Source organism: Clostridium sp. CM039 (genome assembly GCF_055081075.1).
On record NZ_CM143649.1, the window covers coordinates 2118462 to 2139047 of the forward strand.

Genomic DNA, 20586 nt, shown 5'->3' on the forward strand with positions numbered 1-20586 from the left:
AAGATACAAGCTACTGACTTTTGTCAGTAGCTTGTATCTTTTTATTCTGTTATATTATGAAACCCTTCCCCAGGGTTAGCATGTGCTATCAGATTTCTAAATTAAAAGCGGCTCCTATTCTACACATAGGGAGCTGCTTTTAATATTGTAATTTACTATTAAATCATCTCCTGCGGAGCCGCGACAGCTTCGCAGAAGATGCATTGATGACTTCAGAAGGAGATTTATACTCCCACTAAAGTTTTCTATTTGCTAGGGCAAATAACGCCTACTTATAGTAGGTACTCCCACTTATACAAATGGGAGACTTTCCTTCTGAAATGTCGTTAAAATTCAGCAGACCCAGTTGTTCTTGGGAATGGAATAACGTCTCTGATGTTGCTCATACCTGTAATATACATAATAGCTCTTTCAAATCCTAGTCCAAATCCAGCATGCTTAGTTCCGCCGTATTTCCTTAACTCTAAATACCACCAGTAATCTTCTTTATTAAGACCACATTCTTCCATTCTAGCTTCTAAAATATCTTGTCTTTCTTCTCTTTGGCTTCCACCGATAATTTCTCCTATTCCCGGTACAAGTAAGTCCATTGCTGCAACTGTCTTATTATCGTCATTTATTCTCATATAAAAAGATTTTATTTCCTTTGGATAATCCGTTACAAATAATGGTTTTTTAAACACTTCTTCTGTTAAATATCTTTCATGCTCAGTTTGAAGATCACAGCCCCAAGTTACCGGGTACTGGAATTCATTTCCTGATTTTTGTAGAATATCCACAGCCTCAGTATATGTTATCTGTCCAAACTCTGCGTTTACAACACCATTTAATCTTTCAATTAAACCTTTATCTACAAAACTATTGAAAAACTCCATCTCTTCTGGAGCGTTTTCCATAACATATTTTATTATATATTTCATCATGTCTTCTGCGAGTTTCATATCATCTTTTAAATCCGCAAATGCTATTTCAGGCTCTATCATCCAGAACTCAGCTGCATGTCTTCCTGTATTAGAATTTTCTGCTCTAAATGTTGGCCCAAAAGTATAAACATTTCTAAACGCTAAAGCAAAAGCCTCTGCTGCTAACTGTCCACTTACAGTTAAGCTAGTTTCTTTACCAAAAAAGTCTTGCGCGTAATCAACTTTTTTATCTTCGCCTAGCGGAATATTGCTAAAATCAAGGGTAGATATTCTAAACATTTCACCCGCACCTTCGCAATCACTACCAGTTATTATTGGTGTATGGGTATATACAAATCCTCTCTTTTGAAAAAACTCATGTATAGCAAAAGCAGTTAATGAACGCACCCTGAACACTGCTGAGAAAGCATTACTTCTTGGCCTTAAGTGTGCAATAGTTCTTAAATACTCAAAAGAATGTCTTTTCTTTTGCAATGGATAATCGGTATTTGACATCCCTTCTAAAACTATTTTAGTAGCTTTAATCTCAAATGGTTGCTTAGCTTCTGGCGTTACAACAAGTTTCCCTTCTATAGTCAAAGATGAACTTATAGGTAATTTAGCTATTTCAGCAAAATTTTCTAAGCCTTCCTCAAAAACTACCTGAATATTTTTGAAGAAGCTTCCATCATTAACTTCTATAAACCCGAACGCTTTAGAAGATCTTAAAGTTCTTATCCATCCAGAGATAGATACTACTTGATCTTCATATTTTTCTTTTTCTCTATAAATTTGTTTTACTAACAATTTTTCCATAAAATTGCCCTCCTTATAATTTTATATTTACCTTAATAATAAAAAAAGCCTTCCATCCCTTAATAATAAAGGGACGAAAGGCTATAATTTCGCTATGCCACCCAGTTTTGTCATATAATATGACCAATCTAATCAGTACAGAATTATATATTCGTTGATACGAGTTATACAATTGATACTGCCCAACAGTTAACGGATTGGAGCCGTCTAAGCCTACTACCTTAAAGATTTCGGTTAGAAACTCTGAGATGTTCTTCGATATAAACTTCGTATTGGTCTTTCACCATCACCAACTCGCTATTACTACCCTTTTATATCTACTCTTCTCTTCACAGTCTTTATATTTAAATATTAGTATATGTATCAATTATTTTTATATTCAATTAAAATTATAATATTTTTAATAATAAATGTCAAATATTTTTATAATAAAAATAGATGCCTAAAATGATTTTTCAATCATTTTAGGCATCCCTTAAGTTTTTCTCTTAATTATATATATTATAATTCTTTTAAACAAGCATATCTATTTAATCAAATTCTTCATCTTCATTTTCATCTTCAACTATCTCACCAATAACTTCATCTCTCTTTGCCGTTTCTCCAGTAACCTTATTTTCAAGAACAATGTTACATTTCACACATCCATCTTCTTCATTAATGAAAGTTTTTGCTACAACATCATCTTTTTCTAAAGATACACCCTGCGTAAGTTTCTCTGGGTGGTCAAATATAATAGGTTTACTATTTAATCTATCATCCATGTATAATCACTTCCTTTCTAAATTTAGTCTTTACATGAAGACTTCAAAATATACTTTGAAAATGTTGCCTATTATACTTGTATTTTATTTTGTAAATCCTTCTCCCGATACTTCTCTTACATCTGCAACAGTAATAAATGCGTTGGCATCAATTAATTTAACCATTTTTTGAAGAGGCACTATTTCATTTTTACCAACTACTATATATAGCACCTGTTTGGGTCCATTTGTATACATTCCAGTAGCATTTATTCCTGTTACACCTCTCTTTAAATCCTTCATTAATATTTCCGCTATTTCCTTAGAATTATTTGAAATAATAAATACCGCTTTAGAATAATTTATTCCTTCAAGTATACCATCTATAACCTTACTAACTATATAAGTAGATATTAGTGCATACATAGCTTTTTGAACACCAAATACAAAAGCACCTGTTAGTATTATAATCGAATCAATAGCTAATATAATTTTAGCTATTGGCATATTTTTTAAATAAACCTTTATGATGTTTGCAGCTAAATCAGTTCCTCCAGTACTAGCGGATGCTCTTAATACAAACCCTAAGCCTATACCAACAAATACTCCACCAAATATACTAACCAACAAAATATCGACCTGTGGCATCGGTATAAAGCTTGTATAAAACAACGCGAAAGATAGATATGCCGCAGCAAACAAGGATTTACCGACAAATTTTTTCCCCTTAAGTTTTCTAGCAATGATAAGCAATGGTATATTTATCACAATATTAGTAAACCATAGAGGCACTCCTATTCCGTAATGCTTTTCTGCAATATATTGAATAACAATGGCAATACCTGCTACTCCACCTGTTACTAATTTAAATTTTGCCAAAAACATATTTATGCCTGCTGCGAGTATTGTAGTCCCGATAATAATGTAAATATAATTTAAAACGTTCTCATTTTTAGTTTCTGTTCTCATTTAATCTATCCTACTTTCTACTTACTGCTTTATAATAATAAAGTATCACAATTATAAAATTATGTAAATAGAAATTATAGTTTTTAATTATTTTATAAGTTTTGCATCATAAATCCATCTAAATATAAAAAGCATCACATGTAATATTAATTTAGGGGGACTAAAAAATACTGCATGTGATGCTTTTTTATTTGGTTATTTAAATTATAGACATAACTGACTATTTCTATCCATATATATTAAAAATATTTTTTATATATTATCTCTTGCCTAGGATGATTTATTTCAACTGATTTTATGTTAATTTTTCTCATTATACTAGCAAATTCTTTAGTAATAGCTACTTCATCTCCGAAATGCATAGGTATAAGTAATTTAGGCCTAATTTCTTTTGCAAAATATTCTCCGCCTATATAATAAAACTCTTGAAGTCTTGGATCTACTGGAAAAAAAGCTATGTCGATAGATTTTTCTTCTTTTAATTTCTCTATGTGAGTTTTAAATGAAGCCTCTGCTTCAGATCGCTCCTCTGAACTGTCCTCTTTCCAGTGCCACCAATTAAGATCTCCAGCATGAAAAATAGTTACCCCATCAAATTTTACTAAAAAAGATATTCCAATATCAGTTGAACCATAAGCTTTTACATAAACGTCTTTAAATAATTTTTCTTCACCTTCCTTTATAAATCTATAATTCGATTTATTTTTATCTATTTTTATATCATTACTAAGTATGTATTGTATATCACTATTATAATTTTCCCAATCCAAAATACAAGAATTAAAATGATCCTCGTGACTATGTGATGAAAACACATAAACATTTTTCATGTCTTTAATATTTTCAGATGATAACAATGCTGTCTGCTTATGGGCTTTATCATTTATTACAGGTTCTTTATAGTAATCAAATATTAAAAAATGATTTTTAGTTTTAATGGCAAACCCACTATGGTATATATAGTATATTTTTGTTTCTATTTCTCTCATATATTTTCACTCCTTCATAATTTTGTGATAGTAAACTCATATCATACATTCTATGCAAATATAAATATATTCCAAATCAGATATTTTTATTTTTAAACTCCTATGAATAAAATTTAAGTAAGCATATAATGATTCTATGGCATATGTGATATATTAATCAGTGTAGCGTGTGCTACACGATATATGAAAAGGTGGTTATATTAAATGAAGTTTTCTTTCGATCATAATAATATAAATGTATTGGATTTAGAAAAAAGCGTGGAATTTTATAAAAATGCTTTAGGATTTATAGAAACTAGGCGATTTCATCCATCAGATGGTAGTTTTACTCTTGTATTTTTAGGTGATGAAACAACTAATCATAAGTTAGAGCTTACTTGTCTTAAGGACAGAACGCAATCATACAATTTAGGGGAAAATGAATTCCACCTTGCTGTAGTTACAGACGATTTTGATGAAGCCTACTCATACCATAAAAAAATGGGTTGTATTTGCTATGAAAATAAATCTATGGGAATATATTTCATTATAGATCCAGATGGTTACTGGACAGAGGTTGTTCCTAGAAAATAGAAATAATAATATAAATTTAAATAGAAAGATGTTGCTATTTTTATTAGCAACATCTTTTTTTTAATTTCCTTTAATAATTGTAAGTTTACCATCCACAATATCAACTATTGCACTACCGCCTGTGCAAAGGTCTCCAAACAGCACTTCATCTACAAAATAAGCCTTTATTTCTTTTTGGACCACTCTATTGATTTCTCTCGCGCCATAATCCTCGGAAAAACCCTTTTTACTTAACCAATCATATAAATTATCTGTAACCTTTAATTTTATATTTTTAGTTAAAAGTTTTTCTTCAAATTGTTTCATTGCCTTCTTAGCTATTTGAAGAGCCATAGCTTCATCAATTTTATTAAATACAATTATGTTATCCAATCTATTCCTAAATTCGGGTGAGAATACTCGCTCCACTTCTTTAGTAATTACTTGCCCAGACTCCATTTTGTCTCCAAACCCAATTACATGTTTGCCAGCCTCTCTCGCTCCTGCATTAGAAGTCATTATTAAAATCACATTTCTGAAATCCGCCTTTTTACCAGTATTATCTGTTAATGTTGCATAGTCCATAACCTGCAATAACACATTAAATATATCGGGGTGGGCTTTTTCAATCTCATCTAGAAGTAGCACGCAATAAGGATTTCTTTTAATAGCCTCAATTAACATTCCGCCCTCTTCATAACCTACATATCCCGGTGGTGCACCGATAAGCCTTGCAACAGTATGTTTTTCCTGGTATTCACTCATATCAAATCTAATAAGTGGAATAGCTAAGCTAATCGACAATTGTTTACTTATTTCTGTTTTCCCAACCCCTGTAGGACCAACAAAGAGGAGCGACGCTATTGGCTTATCTTCTTCATTAAAACCTGCCCTAGATCGCTTTATAGATCTTACTAAAGTGTCTATAGCGTCTCTTTGCCCAAAAACTTGTTTCTTTAAATTAATATCTAGATTTTTCAGTATATCTATTTCATTATTTGATACACTTTGCTCTGGAATTTTTGCAATAGAAGCTACTATTTTTTCCACTGCACCCACCGTAATAAGAATAGTCTCTTCATTGTCTTCAGCATAAAGCCTTGCATAAGCACCTGCTTCATCCATAATATCTATAGCCTTATCTGGAAGAAATCTGTCCTTAATGTACTTGCTAGATAATTCTACTGCTATTTTTAAAGCTTCATCTTTGTATGTAACATTATGGTAAGTTTCGTATTTATCTTTTAACCCCATAAGAATATCGAAAGTATCCTCAACTGAAGGCTCTGGCACCTCGATTTTTTGAAATCTTCTAGCCAGTGCACTGTCTTTTTCAAAATGTTTCTTATATTCATCATAAGTAGTTGATCCAATAAATCTTACCTTACCATCTGCAAGAAAGGGTTTTAAAATATTAGAAGCATCCATAGATCCTCCAGAAACTGCACCTGCTCCAACTATAGTATGGATTTCATCTATATACACTATAGGTTTTTCTTCCTTACTAATTTCGCTTAACACTTTTTTAATACGTTCTTCAAAATCTCCTCTATACTTTGTACCTGCGAGAAGAGCACCCATATCCAAATAATATATTTTACTCCCTTGCAATAACTTTGGCACTTTATTTTCTACAATTAATTGTGCAAGACCTTCAGTAATAGCAGTCTTACCTACTCCAGGTTCCCCTACATGCACCGGATTATTTTTAAGCCTCCTGCATAATACCTGTAAGGTTCTTAGCAGAATATCTTGTCTCCCTATAAGAGGATCCATCTCTCCTTTGCCTGCTTGTTCTGTTAACTCTACAGTAAAGTTACTTAAAAAATTTTCCTTATCATTGGGATTTTCAATTTCCTCTTCATAGGTGTATTCTATATCTTCTTCATTGTCAGTAAATCTCACCGGCTCTTCTATCTCATTATCTGTTGTAGAATCAAAATCAAAAGTATCTACCACAGAGATACCATGAGCTATATAATTAAGAAGATCTCTTCTCTTCATTTGCTGTTTCCGCAAAAAATAAGAAGCAAAGCTTTCATCATCATCATACATGGCCACAATCACATCGCCTATCTTAACTATCTCTTTACCCGAAAGCATAACATGATCTGCAGCCGTTGATAGAATGGTTTGAATTCCAATTGTTTGGATCGGCTCTACATCTTCTACGATTTCTATATTTTCCTTTAAAAATTTTGTTATTTGTTTTTTAAGTCTTTTAACATTCCCGCCACTATTCTCTACTATTTCAATTCCCTCTTCAAAAAATAAAGAAGCGTAAAGAATATGTTCTGGTGTAAAGTATTCATGATTTGACATTTGAGCTTCATTAAAAGCCGCAGTAATAATCTCATTTACTATATTATCTAATTGCATAATTACTCCTCTTCTAAGGTTAGTTTCAGTGGAAATCCACTTTCTTCACACATATCCATAGCTTGATCAATTTTTGTTATACCTACATCATAGCTGTATATCCCTGCAACGCCACTACCTTTTTTATGGACTTCAAACATGGTTTTTGTGGCTTCCACAACCTGTTTTTTAAAAACCCCAACTAAAACCTGCACAACAAACTCCATACTTGTATAATCATCATTGTGAATTATCACCATGTACTTACTAGGCTTCTTAATCTTCATTTCTATTTTTTCTTTAATAATAATTTCCTCATCGAAGGTCCTTTTTTCTGACATAATTAACAACCCCACTGTTTTTATTAAAATTTATGTTTAATAATCTAAAAAAATAACTATTCACATTCTAGTCTATTTTATTTTCTATACCTTGCTCCAAGACTATTATATCCTACTTGTTTATATATTACTGCATTTACCTATATTATTTCAACTATTCTATACTTTTATATTTCATATCTAGCATTTAAAATATACTGATGTTTGAATGAACCATTTTTTTATTATTTACATAGTATGTAGAAGGTCATAAGACCTAAAAAAAGGAGGAATTACTTTTGGAAAATAATCAAATTCTTCACCCTTGCGATAATTGTGGTGAAATTATCAGTTCAAAAACATTGCCTTTAAGCAGTGGAATTAATATTACACCAGTTGGCATTAATGGCCCCCTAGTAGCTAAAATCCCTGTAGTTCTCGGCGAAAGAGAAATTCAAATAGATGTCGAAGCTGAGTTTAGATTGAACGAACCATTCTATGAAATTAAAAGAATAAAGAAAAATGTATATTTAACTCAATGCAAATTACTTCCAAGGTCAGGAGTAATTGAAAATGGTGTTCTTAGATCCGGAAAATTATTTATAAGTGGATTTGTAAGGAAAAATATAGAATATGCTACCGCTGACTGCATCGAAGATAAAGTTGTAAGTGGTAGAATAGCTCATACAACAATAGATGTCAAATTTACAACCGTAACAGAAGTTCAATATGTTGTACCACCAATAGTTAATGTTCGCAGGGCTCAAACTGAAATAGATTTATTAAGTAGTTGTGTGTGCCACGACGACTGCAAAGAAACTCTTATTGGAAAATCAGCATGTGAGCAATCTTTTGAAGATAATATAACTTTTACTGAAAGCCCATACTGTGAATTAGAAGGAGTAAGAATTTTTGAAGACGATATGAATACAGACCCTATATACCATAAAACTAATTCAAAAGTACAACTTTACAATAAAGTAATTGAAAAAATGGTTGTATATGTCAGAGTTAAAGTATTACAATTACAACAGGTAAATATACCATATGATGATCCAGTTAACCCCATTTGCACTACGAGTAAATATTGCGATTTCTGCGAGTAAATATTTCACTATAGACATTTAGATATAGCCGTTCTTCTAAAGAAGATATTTTCCTTTAGAAGCACGGTTATTTATATATTTAAAGTAACACTTTCTTTATTTTCTACATAGTATGTAGAAGGTCATAAGACCTGAAAAAAAAGGAGGAATTACTTTTGGAAAATAATCAAACTCTTCACCCTTGCGATAATTGTGGTGAAGTTATTAGTTCAAAAACATTACCTTTAAGCAGTGGAACTACTATCAGACCAGTTGGAATTAATGGCCCTCTAGTAGCTAAAATTCCTGTAGTTCTCGGCGAAAGGGAAATTCAAATAGATGTCGAGGCTGAGTTTAGATTGAACGAACCATTCTATGAAATTAAAAGAATAAAGAAAAATGTATATTTAACTCAATGCAAGTTACTTCCAAGATCAGGAGTAATTGAAAATGGCATTCTAAGATCTGGCAAATTATTTATAAGTGGATTTGTAAGAAAAAATATAGAATATGCTACTGCTGACTGTATCGACGATAAAATTGTAAGTGGTAGAATAGCTCATACAACCGTAGATGTCAAATTTACAACTGTAACAGAAGTTCAATATGTTGTACCACCAGTAGTTAACGTTCGCAGCGCTCAAACCGAAATAGATTTATTAAGTAGTTGTATGTGCCATGATGACTGCAAAGAAACTCTTATTGGAAAATCAGCATGTGAGCAATCTTTTGAAGATAATATAACTTTTACTGAAAGCCCATACTGTGAATTAGAAGGAGTAAGAATTTTTGAGGACGATATGAATACAGATCCTATGTACCATAAAACTAATTCAAATGTAAAACTTTATAATAAAGTAATTGAAAAAATGGTTGTATATGTTAGAGTTAAAGTATTACAATTGCAACAAGTGAATATTCCGCTATAGACATTTAGATATAACCGTTCTTCTAAAATAATATAATTCTTTAGAAGAACGGTTATTTATATATAATTAATATAATACGTATTCCATATTCAATAATATTTAATTACATAAGGCATATGAAATAAAATAACTCTACAGTATGCTATCTAGCCCGTTTTATTTAATATTTCTGACCCTTATAATAAAGGAGCATTTTTGAATGAAGGAAAAAAATAACTGTGATAAATCAAGGCTGATGAAGTTACTTATTGTTTTGAATATGTTGCAACGACCAAATTGTTTTATAATTTTTAATGAATCATCTAAAAAAGTCTCAACAAATGTTAATCACAAAAATAATTTATGCTTACAAAAAAATGCAAAAGATAGAATGAATGTAGAATATATACTTCCTATTAAACAAGTAAATATTGAAGGTGACTCAGATTTTATACTTCCTATTAAACAAGTAAATATTGAAGGTGACTCAAATTTTATACCTCCTCTTAAACAAATAAATATTGAAGGTGACTCAGATTTTATACTTCCTATTAAACAAGTAAATATTGAAGGTGACTCAGATTTTATGCTTCCTCTTAAACAAGTGAACATTGAAGGTGACTCAGATTTTATACCTCCTCTTAAACAAGTAAATATTGAAGATGACTTAGATTTTATACCGCCTCTTAAACAAGTAAATGTTGAAGATGACTCAGATTCTATACCTCCTATTTGCGATAAATTAATTATGTCAAAACTGCTAGTTATTTTAAAACTCTTACAACAATCATCTTATAATGAAGATATTAATAAGATATTTAAAAACAGGTTAACAAATATCAAGCATAAAAATAATTTAAGTGTACAAAAAAATACAAACGATAAAATTACTACAAAATTTATACTTCCTACACGCAAATTAATTATTAAAACTGATACAGAATGTATAAAAAAAGAAGGTGACATTAATACTACTCCCGATTGTATTTATGATATCCGTGGAAGTATAAATACTAACCCCAGTAAAAGCTTAGTATCGACCTTCCCCCTCATAATTGCAGAAAAAACCATAGATATTCCTATTGAATCAACATTTAGATTAAAAAACGCTGCCTTAGATATAAAAAACATGAAAAAAGACGTATACTTAACTAATAGTAAGCTTATACCTTTGTATAAAAAAGATGATATTTCTCCCTCCTTAAATGGAAAACTTTTTTTAGAAGGTTTTGTAAGAAACAAAGTAGATTCCTCTATAGCTAAAGATGTTCACGATGGTATAATTAATTTAGATACTGAATCTCTTATAATTTATATTCCTTTTAAATGCACTACTTTGATCCAGTATAAAGTCCCCCCCATTTTCTCTAATCAAAATCCTCTAGATTATATACCAATTTATGTCTCATTAGATTGTTTAGATGTTAATAAAGGTTATGGTGATTATCTATACAAAAAAAATATAGAATGTGATAGATATATAGATTGCAGTGTTCCACCTATAAATTGCGAAATAGAAAAAGCTAAAATTTATGAAACATATACCCTTGTTGATAAAACGCCATTTAATAAAGACTTTCCTATAGAAATCAATTTTAATACTATCAAAGAAAACATAATAATAAATCTTTCATTAACATTACTTCAAGAACAAGATGTAGCCATAAACTATAAAAAAACTAAATAGATAATTTATAGTAATGTTTAAATAAAAAAACATGGCAAAACTGTTATATGTTGATTAAATTTTATTTTACTCTCCTAATAAACTTCATTTCACAATTTACTCTATTATACTAGATCATATTCTCTAAAAACCTTAAACAGTAAAACCCCCAAGGTAGCGAGGCCGCTGAAAAAAGCACTCTTTATTTAGTAGAGTTTTCAAGCTTGAATAGAAAAAGCATGAGATATTCATATTTTGGATATCTCATGCTTTTTATTTTATAATTAAGTTTTAAAAGCCCTATTTCATGCTTTTCAACTTAATTATTCTCTTTAGATTCACAGTGAAGATTGATAATGCACCTTGAATTTGCATACTAATTAAGCCTGACGATATTGCTACATCATAGCTATGTTGGTGCTTAAGTTCACTGTTTTTAGCCTCTATCATATAACGTTCCCTAGCTCGTTTTTTAAAATATTCACTTTTTTCGAACTCTATTTGATCTTTGTGAGTATTTGACTTTATTGAAACTGAATAAGTTTTAGATTTAGCGCCTTCTTTATAACACCCATCTTTATGAACACAATTTTTACACTTTTCTACATTAAAATAGTAGGTTAGCACTTGATTTTTACCAACATTCTTCTTTCCCTGTTTTGCTTTTTTAATAGCCATATGACCTGCCGGACATACAAATAAACCAGCATCTTTATTAAACTCAAATTCATCTTCTTTTTTTCGCATTCCTTGTGAAATTACAGGATTTAGTCTTGAAATTAATGCAATTTTATTTTCTTTTGTATATTCTAGGTTTTTCTTTTCAGAATAAGCTGTATCTCCAATTACTTCATTTACATCTATACCAGCCTCACGGCTTTTTTCTATTAAGGTTATGAGCTCCTTTCCATCACTTTTTTCGCCAGTTGTAATAACAGCTGCTGTAATTAAACGTTCTTCACTCATAGCAAGGTGTGATTTATATCCAAAAAAAGAACTATCCTCAGTTTTATGCCCCACTTTTGCATCCTCATCTTTTGATATTTTTAGATTTTCTAAGTCATCATTAATAGCTTCAATTAAGTAGTTTAATTTAGTTTTCACAGCTGGATTTGCTGCAGTTTCTGGCTTCTCGTTTATGGTATCAATTAATAATTTGCAGTACTCAAGAATATCTTCAAGTACTCCAGTTGTAACTTTATTAGGTAACTCTTCTTTAATACCAGGATGTACTCCGTACAATGTTTTTCTTAAGTTTTTTGCACGTTTCAATAATTCCTCGCTTGCTGACTTTTGGTTATAACGTGACTTGGTATGCGTAGCATCAACTATTATTGCTTTACTTTTTAAAACTCCCTCTTTTATAGCAAGTTCTACAGTCTTGTTTATTAATAAATCCAATAAATTCATGTCTTTAAGGCGAAGCTTTCTAAATTTAGTTAGTGTACTTGAGTTTATTAAATTTGTTTCTTCTGGGGCTAAATTTAGAAAATATTTAAAGGACATGTCATAAAGAGTTCTTTCAACAACATCTTCATCAGACAATTCATATATTACTTTCAAAAGTAAATATTTAAATAGCATTATGGGGTTAATAGCACCTCTACCCATAGATGAACTATAGTTAATCATCAATTCGTCATAAACAAATGAAAAGTCAACAAGGTCATTAATTTGCTTTAAAATGTTATCTTTCGGAATAATTAACGAATATAAGCTATGGTATGTATTTATTTTTATTTCCAATTGTCCTTTTAGCATAATAGTTTAGCCCCTTTTATTTTATTCTACTATACTAATTCGACATATCTTTTAAAATTCCTTTTTGTTTTTTAGTCTTTTATATAAAAAAATCGCCATCTTTAATTAGATGACGATTTTTCATATAGTTTTTCAGTGGCCTCAAGGTAGCTTGGGGTTTTTTACTATTATTATACTCCCTTTCCAAATGTACAATCAGGATACCTACATTCCTCACACTCCATACAAAGTCCCCCATGACCATATGCTGCTATATCAGCAAAACTCAATTTTTCCTTTGCGAGTACCCTTGGTAATACCAAATCAAATATAGTTCTCTTAGAGTACATTACACATCCCGGAAGTCCTAAGATTGGAATATTTCCTTTATAAGCTAGCAAGAACATTGCACCTGGAAGCACGGGTGATCCATATGTTACAATTTCTGCCCCTGTATTTTGAATTGCTACAGGGGTAACGTCATCAGGATCTACTGACATTCCGCCAGTACAGATTACCATTCCAGCCCCCTGCTCTATCCATGCGTCTACAGCCTCCGTTATCTTATTCCCATCATCTGAAAGTATAGTTTGTCCAAGTATTTCACAACCATATTCCGTAACTTTGCTTCTTATTACAGGACCAAACGCATCCTTTATTCTGCCATGATATACTTCACTGCCTGTAGTAACAATTCCTACTTTCATTGGTGCATACGGTATTATGCTTACAATTTTCGCATCGCCGATTAAATCCTCTGCTTTTTTTATCTTATCCTCCTCAATTACAAGTGGAATAACTCTTGTTCCCGCTACCTTCTGTCCCTTTTTTACAGGATAGTTATCATGTAATGTAGCTAAAATTATCTCACCTAATGAATTAAGTCCATATAACAACCTTGTATTAATTATAAGAAGTCCATCGTACTCTGCTATAAAATTAATTTTACCTTCTTTTACTTCACTAAATGTAAGTCCTGTTCCTGCTGTAAGGGCTCTCAAACGTTCTGCTGCATCATTTTCATGAAGATATCCTTGTTTCTCCTCCCATACATATATGTTGTCTTTTCCCAATGAAAGTAATAATTGTATATCTTCTTCTTTAATTATATGTCCTTTTTTAAATGCTATATCTTTTACTACTCCTGGAACAATTTGAGTAATATCATGACATAAAACGGATCCAACTGCGTCTCTCACAGGTATTTTTTTTATATCAATCACCTCTAACTCGTATTTTAAAATAAGTTTTATTTAATACCACACTCCACGTGAAAGCATTGCATCCATTAAACAATCTATAGACCTCGATTCTTAAACTTTCTTAAATCCCTTTTAGAATTCTCTTTTCCATACCATTAATCCTCATTCTGAGATGCCATTAAATAAAATACTGCTTCTAATACTCCGCCTGCTATATTTCTTGCTTTATCAGAAATAGTATAACAATTCATTTTTTCTGACACCCTCGGATCGATATCCGCAATCTTAAATCCCTCTTTTACAGTACTTCCACTACGTATAATTCCTCTTAACAGTCCTGATATTGTTGCTTTTATTGGTGTCTCTCCTATATAGGCAATAACTTCATCTTTTTCAACCACAGCACCAATATCTAGAACATCCTTCATTACTCCAGCGCATATCGAATGTATAACTCTTTCTTTAGAGTACCCCCTAATATTTCCTGGAACTCCTGTGTTTTCCGCAGCTTGTCCACTAAAAATAAGTCTACCTAGATTGTGCCCTCTAGCCGTCTCTATTACAACATCTACATCTTTACCTGCTGTAAATCCTGGACCAACAGCAATAGTTATATCTGCCATATCCTTTGTTGTTCCCATATTTTTCTTAGCAATAATAGCATCAATTACAATTTTAGGCTTTATTTCTTTAATATATTTTCCTTCTTCATCTATAATTACTGGAACTTTTTTATTGCTCCAAGCATTTTCTATTTCACTTAAACTGAATACATGTACAGCCCTAATTCCTTCTACCTCTACTTCACTTTCATATACCACTTCACTAAAAGAAATCTTCCGTCTAATAGCAGTCGGTTTTGATGCTTCTAGAACTAATACCCTAAATCCACTTCTATGCAATTTTTGAATTGTTCCAGATGCTAAATCTCCTCCGCCACGTACAATGACAATCTCATTAAACATGCTCATTATTCTCCTCTAGTTTTAGAATATACTCATAATCTTCATTAGTATCAATATCAAATAATTTTGTACTATTATGTATTTCTACAAACTTAACTTTCTCTAAATTCTTATTTATTATTATTTTCCCACCAACATCCCCTTCTAACTTCAAAAAGTCTTCCTTAAAGATGTACGGAAATATTACAGGATTCCCATGTCTACCATCACACCTTGGAATAATTATATAAGCTGAATTCTCTTTAAATTCATAGATTAATCCATTTATCGTATCTTTATCTAAAAAAGGTTGGTCCGCAGTAAAAAACATATATCCATCTGTTTCTGTTGTATGTGTTACACCCAATTTAACTGATTCGCTTATTCCTTTAACTGCATTTTCATTTTTAATAACTTTTAAATCATTTCTTTTACCAATTTCTATTATTTCCTCTTCTCTAGCTACAACAATCACCTCTAAAAAGCAACATTGTTTAATTACTTCTATAGTGTGTTCAATTAGCATTTTACCTTTATATTTTAAAATAAGCTTATTTTTCCCCATTCTCCTCGAATACCCTGATGCTAATATTATAGCAGTTACCATTATTATATCACCTACTCTTACCCATAACTACAAACTTAAAACTTAATTTCATTTTTCTTACATAATTTATATGATAAAAAATCCTTCTAATCATATAATACCTTCATGGGATTCTCCAAAATATACGTTAGTTTTTAAACTTCCAATAAATATACTATTTAATAATTTCTTATTCTTTAAATTTATTTCCTTAACTAACAACCTGGCTAATATTAAATGATGGGGGTCTTCTATTTTATTTATGTATAGTATTTTTTCTCCTTGTGCTCCCTTGAACAACCCCTTAGGATGAAATATTAGCTTAGATAGGTGTTCAATTTTAACAGTTTCTTCCTCTTTTACCCCCGTTATTTCACAAAATATCTTACTTCTATGAATATTGCTCTCATTAATTAGAATACCACATGACTGCATATCTATAATTCCTACAGTTTTTGTAGTTTTTGCGTATATAACTGGTTCAAATTCATTCCACCCTTTTAGCTGTTTTTCCTTTGCCCCATCTGCCTCTATTAGTATATAGTCAAAATGTGGTACTAACTCATCTAATTCTTTTGTGCTTAGCCCCAATATTTTATTTTCTCCATTTACAGCTAATCCTAAAATATAAATTCCATTTTTATTCATAGTAATATACCTTGGAATTATTTCTTTATCAGTGCATATAAAGTCATACTTATCATCTAATGGAATGTATATCTTAGTGGTTGTAGTTACTAAGACCCTATTATTCGCTCTCAGCTCTTCTGCAAGCTTAAACATCATCGTGGTTTTCCCACCTGCACCTACAAAAGATATAATGTCTTTTTTCTTCAATTCCATATAATTACTCAGCTTCATGATATCACCTACTTATTTTTTCTTACTGTATGGCGTATTCAAAATAGGTAGCTTTGTTCTAAACTCTCCATCATAGCTATAATACGCACCAGCCACAGCAGGCGCAGTTGGTATTGAACATATCTCACCTATTCCCTTCGCTCCATATGCAAGATTCATATTTCCTCTACCTAATATAATAGATTCTATTTTCGGTACCTCCGTTGCTTTAAACAATCCCAGTGTCCCAAATTTTGCAGTTGGTACGCTGCCCCTAAGCGGATAATCCTCTGTTAGAGCATATCCAAGACTCATAACAACACCGCCTTCAATCTGCCCCTCAATACTTTTAGGATTTATAGGAGTACCAACATCATGAACCGCAATAACCTTCAAAAGTTTACCCTCATCATTCAAAATAACTACCTGTGTAGCATAGCCATAAGCTACATGACTTACAGGGTTTTGTTTAATTGAGCTCATTTTATCAGTTATCCCTTTAAATTCTCCATAGAATTCTTGCCCATCTAAGTTTTCTAATGTTTGATAAGTTAATGCATCAAGAAGTTCTCTAGCTGCTCTTTTTACTGCCTCACCTGTGAATAATGTTTGGCGTGAAGCTGTTGTATTCCCAGAATCAGGGCAAGTCAAAGTATCTGGCGCTGCATGTACCACTTTATCCGATGACATATTAAGGGTTTCACAAACTATTTGCGTTAATATAGTCCCAAGCCCTTGTCCAATACAAGCCGCACTGGTATGAATATATACGCTACCATCCTTTATAACCAGCGTGCAACGTCCAATATCAGGGATTCCGACTCCTAGTCCACTGTTTTTAATAGAACAAGCTATTCCTGCTTTAGGATTTTGCTTGCATATTTCTTTCACTGCTTCCAAAGTTTCAACAATAGATGTTGATGAATCTGCAATTTGACCATTAGGAAGTACTTGGCCTGGTCTAATTGCGTTTCTATATCTTATTTCAAAGGGAGTTATTGAAGCCAAATGCGCAAGCTGATTTAAATTGCTTTCTATTGCAAAACAGCTCTGTGTTACCCCAAACCCTCTAAATGCACCAGCTGGTGGATTATTTGTATATACTGCTTTCCCAATTATATCAATATTATGATAATTATACGGCCCTGCTGCATGGGTGCATGCTCTTTGCAGCACAGGTCCGCCCAGCGACGCATATGCTCCTGTATCAGCTATTATGATAGCTTTCATAGCAATCAAATATCCATTTTCATCACACGCAGTTGTAACCTCCATCTCCATAGCATGACGTTTGGGATGTATCATCATGCTTTCCCTGCGACTTAATGCAACCTTCACAGGTTTGTTACATAAATAAGCTAGAATTGATGCATGGTGTTGAACGCTCATATCTTCTTTTCCACCAAAACCACCACCAACTATTTTACTTACAACCCTTACTTTACTTTGATCAATCCCTAAAGCTTCTGCACATTCCTTCCTTGTTTGATAAATACCTTGGTCACCGCAATATATTATTATTCCATCATTACCATCTGGCGCAGCTACTGCCGTTTCGGTTTCTAAAAAAGCATGTTCTGTAAATGGCGTGCTGTATTTATTTGTTACGCTGTATTTCGAACTTTTTATATATTTATCTGCATTGCCAAATACCATGGTTTCAGTTACTAATAAATTACCGCTTGCATGTACTTGAGGCGCACCTCCCTTCAGTGCATCTTCCGGACATGTAACCGGTGTTAATTCTTCAAAATCAATTTTAACTAAAGATTTAGCTTTTTCTAGTATTTCTTTCGTTCGGGCAGCTATTAGAACTATAGCATCTCCTATGCAGTGAGTTATCTTTCCCATTGGTATTAATACATCCCAATCCTTTATAATATGACCAACTTTTGGGCTTCCAGGAAGCTCATCCGCTGTAATTACTAAATAAACACCTTGTAGTCTTTTAGCTTCACTAATATCTATACTTTTTACTAAGGCACGTGGATATTTAGTTCTAACCGCTCCACCATAAATCATACCATCTATACGCATATCATCTACATATTCTGCTGTGCCAAGCACTTTGTCTACAGCATCAATTCTATTCAAATTTTCTCCTATTAAACCTTTACAAGTAGATTTAGGTACCTCTGTGTTTTCTTGTAATAGTTTAGCCGCCAGCTTCACAGCTTCAATTATTTTCACATATCCCGTGCAGCGGCAAATATTATTCTTCAAAGCATTTTTTATTTCGACCTCAGTTGGATTTTCTACCTTATCAATAAGACTCTTTGCACTTATAACCATTCCTGGAGTACAAAAACCACACTGTACTGCTCCTGCCTGCATAAAAGCATATCCATATACATCTTTTTCTCTACCAGTTAGGCCTTCAACCGTTATAATATTTTTATCTACAAGCTTGCTTGTTTTTAATATGCATGCTTTTTTTGCCTCGCCGTCAACTAAAACCATACATGTTCCACAGGCACCCTCAGAGCACCCATTTTTAACTGATGTTAAATTCAAATCTTCCCTTAAGAATGTAATTAGCTTTTTATCTTCCTTAGCCCTAACTTTATTCCCATTTACAACAAAGTTAAAAATTGCGACCACCCCGTTTTATATATTTCCCAAAATTCTGCTTTATAATATTTCCATTCTCTACAATCTGTGTCCCTCGTAGAAAAACATGCTTAGCAGACCCTACAGTTCTAAATCCTTCAAAAGGTGTATAATCTACATTTTGTGTTTGATTATACTTAGATATAATTCCTTGATTTCTTATATCCCATACAACTATATCCGCATCACTTCCAACTTGTAATGCTCCCTTTCTAGGATACATTCCAAAAATCTTTGCAATATTTTCACTAAGCATAGAACACATTTGCTCTTTACTTATTCTACCTTTATCTACTCCATAGGTGTACATAAGGATTGGTCTATGTTCAACCCCTGGTATACCATTGGGTATTTTACTAAAATCGTTTATACCATGATCTTTTTGACCTTTAAAATTAAAACTGCAATGATCTGTTCCAATTGTATCAATATCTTCCTTTGATAAAGCTTGCCATAATCTTTCTAGATCATCTTTTTTTCTTAAAGGTGGTGACAGAACATACTTAGCACTTTCGAAATCCTCTGATAAATATAAACTATCTTCTAAAAGTAGATATTGAGGACATGTTTCTACATATATTTTTTGTCCTCTTTTTCTTGCTTTTAATACCTCTTCTAAAGCTTCTTTTGTACTTAGATGTACAATATATATAGGCGCATCTGCTAAATTTGCAATATCTATATATCTTGATACTGCTTCTGATTCCACAATATTAGGTCGTGACAGTGGATGGGCTACCGGGGTCGTATTTCCACTATTAAGCTGTTCTTTTATCATAGTATTTACAAGATCACCATTTTCACAATGAACACAAAGCAAACCATTATATTTTTTTAAGCACTTTAAAAGATCATATATCTCTCCATCATTAAGACGCAAATTGTCATAGGCCATATATGCTTTAAATGATGTTATTCCCTGGTCTTTCATTATTTTAAGTTCATCTTTTACATCTGCATTCCACTGCGTTATTGCCATATGAAATCCATAATCGCAACTTGAAACATCTTTAGCTAAATTATGCCAATTTATTAGCGCTTCACTTAGAGTTTCTCCTTTGTTTTGAGTTGCATAATCCAAAATCGTTGTGGTTCCACCTACAATAGCCGCGGCAGTACCTGTTTTAAAATCATCTGCAGTTCTAGTGTATCCTGTATCTAAATCAAAGTGAGTATGAGAATCAATAAATCCTGGAAATACTAAACAACCTGCTGCATCTATAATTTGTGCTTTATCATCTTCTAAATTTTCACCAATAGAGGTAATTATCTCATCTTCAATTTTAATATCAGAAATATAGCTTTTTCTAGGAGTTACAATAGTCCCATTTTTTATAATAATTAACATTTAACCCA

General features: G+C 32.0%; 17 protein-coding genes and 1 other annotated feature. Of the genes, 4 read left to right on the forward strand and 13 right to left on the reverse strand.

Features of this window, described 5'->3' with window-relative positions:
• Positions 1-326: 326 nt before the first annotated feature.
• From asnS to ACWJJ2_RS09985, 4 genes are all read right to left on the reverse strand, one after another.
• The gene (gene asnS / locus ACWJJ2_RS09970; RefSeq protein WP_216302682.1) at positions 327-1718 is read right to left on the reverse strand and encodes an asparagine--tRNA ligase; all 1392 of its coding nucleotides are present in this window, start codon (positions 1716-1718) and stop codon (positions 327-329) included.
• A 66-nt stretch (positions 1719-1784) separates the two neighbouring features.
• Positions 1785-2060 (reverse strand) — a binding site (T-box leader).
• A 188-nt stretch (positions 2061-2248) separates the two neighbouring features.
• Complete coding sequence (locus ACWJJ2_RS09975) at positions 2249-2482, reverse strand: hypothetical protein (protein ID WP_216302681.1); 234 nt, start codon at positions 2480-2482, stop codon at positions 2249-2251.
• An 84-nt stretch (positions 2483-2566) separates the two neighbouring features.
• Positions 2567-3430, reverse strand: coding sequence for a YitT family protein (locus tag ACWJJ2_RS09980; RefSeq protein ID WP_220286467.1), 864 nt, complete (start codon positions 3428-3430; stop codon positions 2567-2569).
• Positions 3431-3669: 239 nt separating this feature from the next.
• On the reverse strand, positions 3670-4419 hold the full coding sequence (locus ACWJJ2_RS09985; RefSeq protein ID WP_462953207.1) for an MBL fold metallo-hydrolase: 750 nt from the start codon (positions 4417-4419) through the stop codon (positions 3670-3672).
• Between the two features lie 204 nt (positions 4420-4623).
• On the opposite strand from ACWJJ2_RS09985, the gene ACWJJ2_RS09990 reads away from it, so the two are divergent.
• Entirely contained in the window at positions 4624-4992 is a 369-nt protein-coding gene (locus ACWJJ2_RS09990; protein ID WP_462953208.1) for a VOC family protein, read from the forward strand.
• 60 nt (positions 4993-5052) lie between these two features.
• Here the strand turns inward: ACWJJ2_RS09990 and clpA are convergent, their stop codons facing one another.
• Entirely contained in the window at positions 5053-7350 is a 2298-nt protein-coding gene (gene clpA / locus ACWJJ2_RS09995) for an ATP-dependent Clp protease ATP-binding subunit ClpA (protein ID WP_462953209.1), read from the reverse strand.
• A 2-nt stretch (positions 7351-7352) separates the two neighbouring features.
• On the reverse strand, positions 7353-7670 hold the full coding sequence (locus ACWJJ2_RS10000) for an ATP-dependent Clp protease adaptor ClpS (protein ID WP_216302676.1): 318 nt from the start codon (positions 7668-7670) through the stop codon (positions 7353-7355).
• 278 nt (positions 7671-7948) lie between these two features.
• On the opposite strand from ACWJJ2_RS10000, the gene ACWJJ2_RS10005 reads away from it, so the two are divergent.
• From ACWJJ2_RS10005 to ACWJJ2_RS10015, 3 genes are all read left to right on the forward strand, one after another.
• Positions 7949-8755 carry a CsxC family protein gene (locus ACWJJ2_RS10005; protein ID WP_462953210.1) on the forward strand — a complete coding sequence of 269 codons (807 nt, stop codon included), beginning with the start codon at positions 7949-7951 and terminating at the stop codon, positions 8753-8755.
• 155 nt (positions 8756-8910) lie between these two features.
• The gene (locus ACWJJ2_RS10010; protein ID WP_216302674.1) at positions 8911-9663 is read left to right on the forward strand and encodes a CsxC family protein; all 753 of its coding nucleotides are present in this window, start codon (positions 8911-8913) and stop codon (positions 9661-9663) included.
• A 199-nt stretch (positions 9664-9862) separates the two neighbouring features.
• Positions 9863-11329: a DUF7852 domain-containing protein gene (locus ACWJJ2_RS10015; RefSeq protein ID WP_462953211.1), complete on the forward strand. Its 1467-nt coding sequence runs from the start codon at positions 9863-9865 to the stop codon at positions 11327-11329.
• Between the two features lie 279 nt (positions 11330-11608).
• Here the strand turns inward: ACWJJ2_RS10015 and ACWJJ2_RS10020 are convergent, their stop codons facing one another.
• The 7 genes from ACWJJ2_RS10020 to hydA form a co-directional block, all read right to left on the reverse strand.
• On the reverse strand, positions 11609-13069 hold the full coding sequence (locus ACWJJ2_RS10020; RefSeq protein WP_268064015.1) for an IS1182 family transposase: 1461 nt from the start codon (positions 13067-13069) through the stop codon (positions 11609-11611).
• Positions 13070-13239: 170 nt separating this feature from the next.
• Positions 13240-14262 carry a molybdopterin-binding protein gene (locus ACWJJ2_RS10025; protein WP_462954330.1) on the reverse strand — a complete coding sequence of 341 codons (1023 nt, stop codon included), beginning with the start codon at positions 14260-14262 and terminating at the stop codon, positions 13240-13242.
• 143 nt (positions 14263-14405) lie between these two features.
• Positions 14406-15215, reverse strand: coding sequence for a selenium-dependent molybdenum cofactor biosynthesis protein YqeB (gene yqeB / locus ACWJJ2_RS10030; protein WP_462953212.1), 810 nt, complete (start codon positions 15213-15215; stop codon positions 14406-14408).
• Positions 15208-15801 carry a molybdenum cofactor cytidylyltransferase gene (gene mocA / locus ACWJJ2_RS10035; protein ID WP_216304261.1) on the reverse strand — a complete coding sequence of 198 codons (594 nt, stop codon included), beginning with the start codon at positions 15799-15801 and terminating at the stop codon, positions 15208-15210. Before mocA ends, yqeB begins: the two co-directional genes overlap by 8 nt.
• Positions 15802-15891: 90 nt before the next feature.
• A complete protein-coding gene (gene yqeC, locus ACWJJ2_RS10040; RefSeq protein ID WP_216304260.1) occupies positions 15892-16641 on the reverse strand; it encodes a selenium cofactor biosynthesis protein YqeC in 750 nt (249 codons plus the stop codon).
• A 12-nt stretch (positions 16642-16653) separates the two neighbouring features.
• Positions 16654-19212: a selenium-dependent xanthine dehydrogenase gene (gene xdh / locus ACWJJ2_RS10045; RefSeq protein WP_462954331.1), complete on the reverse strand. Its 2559-nt coding sequence runs from the start codon at positions 19210-19212 to the stop codon at positions 16654-16656.
• Complete coding sequence (hydA, locus tag ACWJJ2_RS10050; RefSeq protein WP_220320255.1) at positions 19205-20578, reverse strand: dihydropyrimidinase; 1374 nt, start codon at positions 20576-20578, stop codon at positions 19205-19207. Before hydA ends, xdh begins: the two co-directional genes overlap by 8 nt.
• Between the last annotated feature and the right edge of the window lie 8 nt (positions 20579-20586).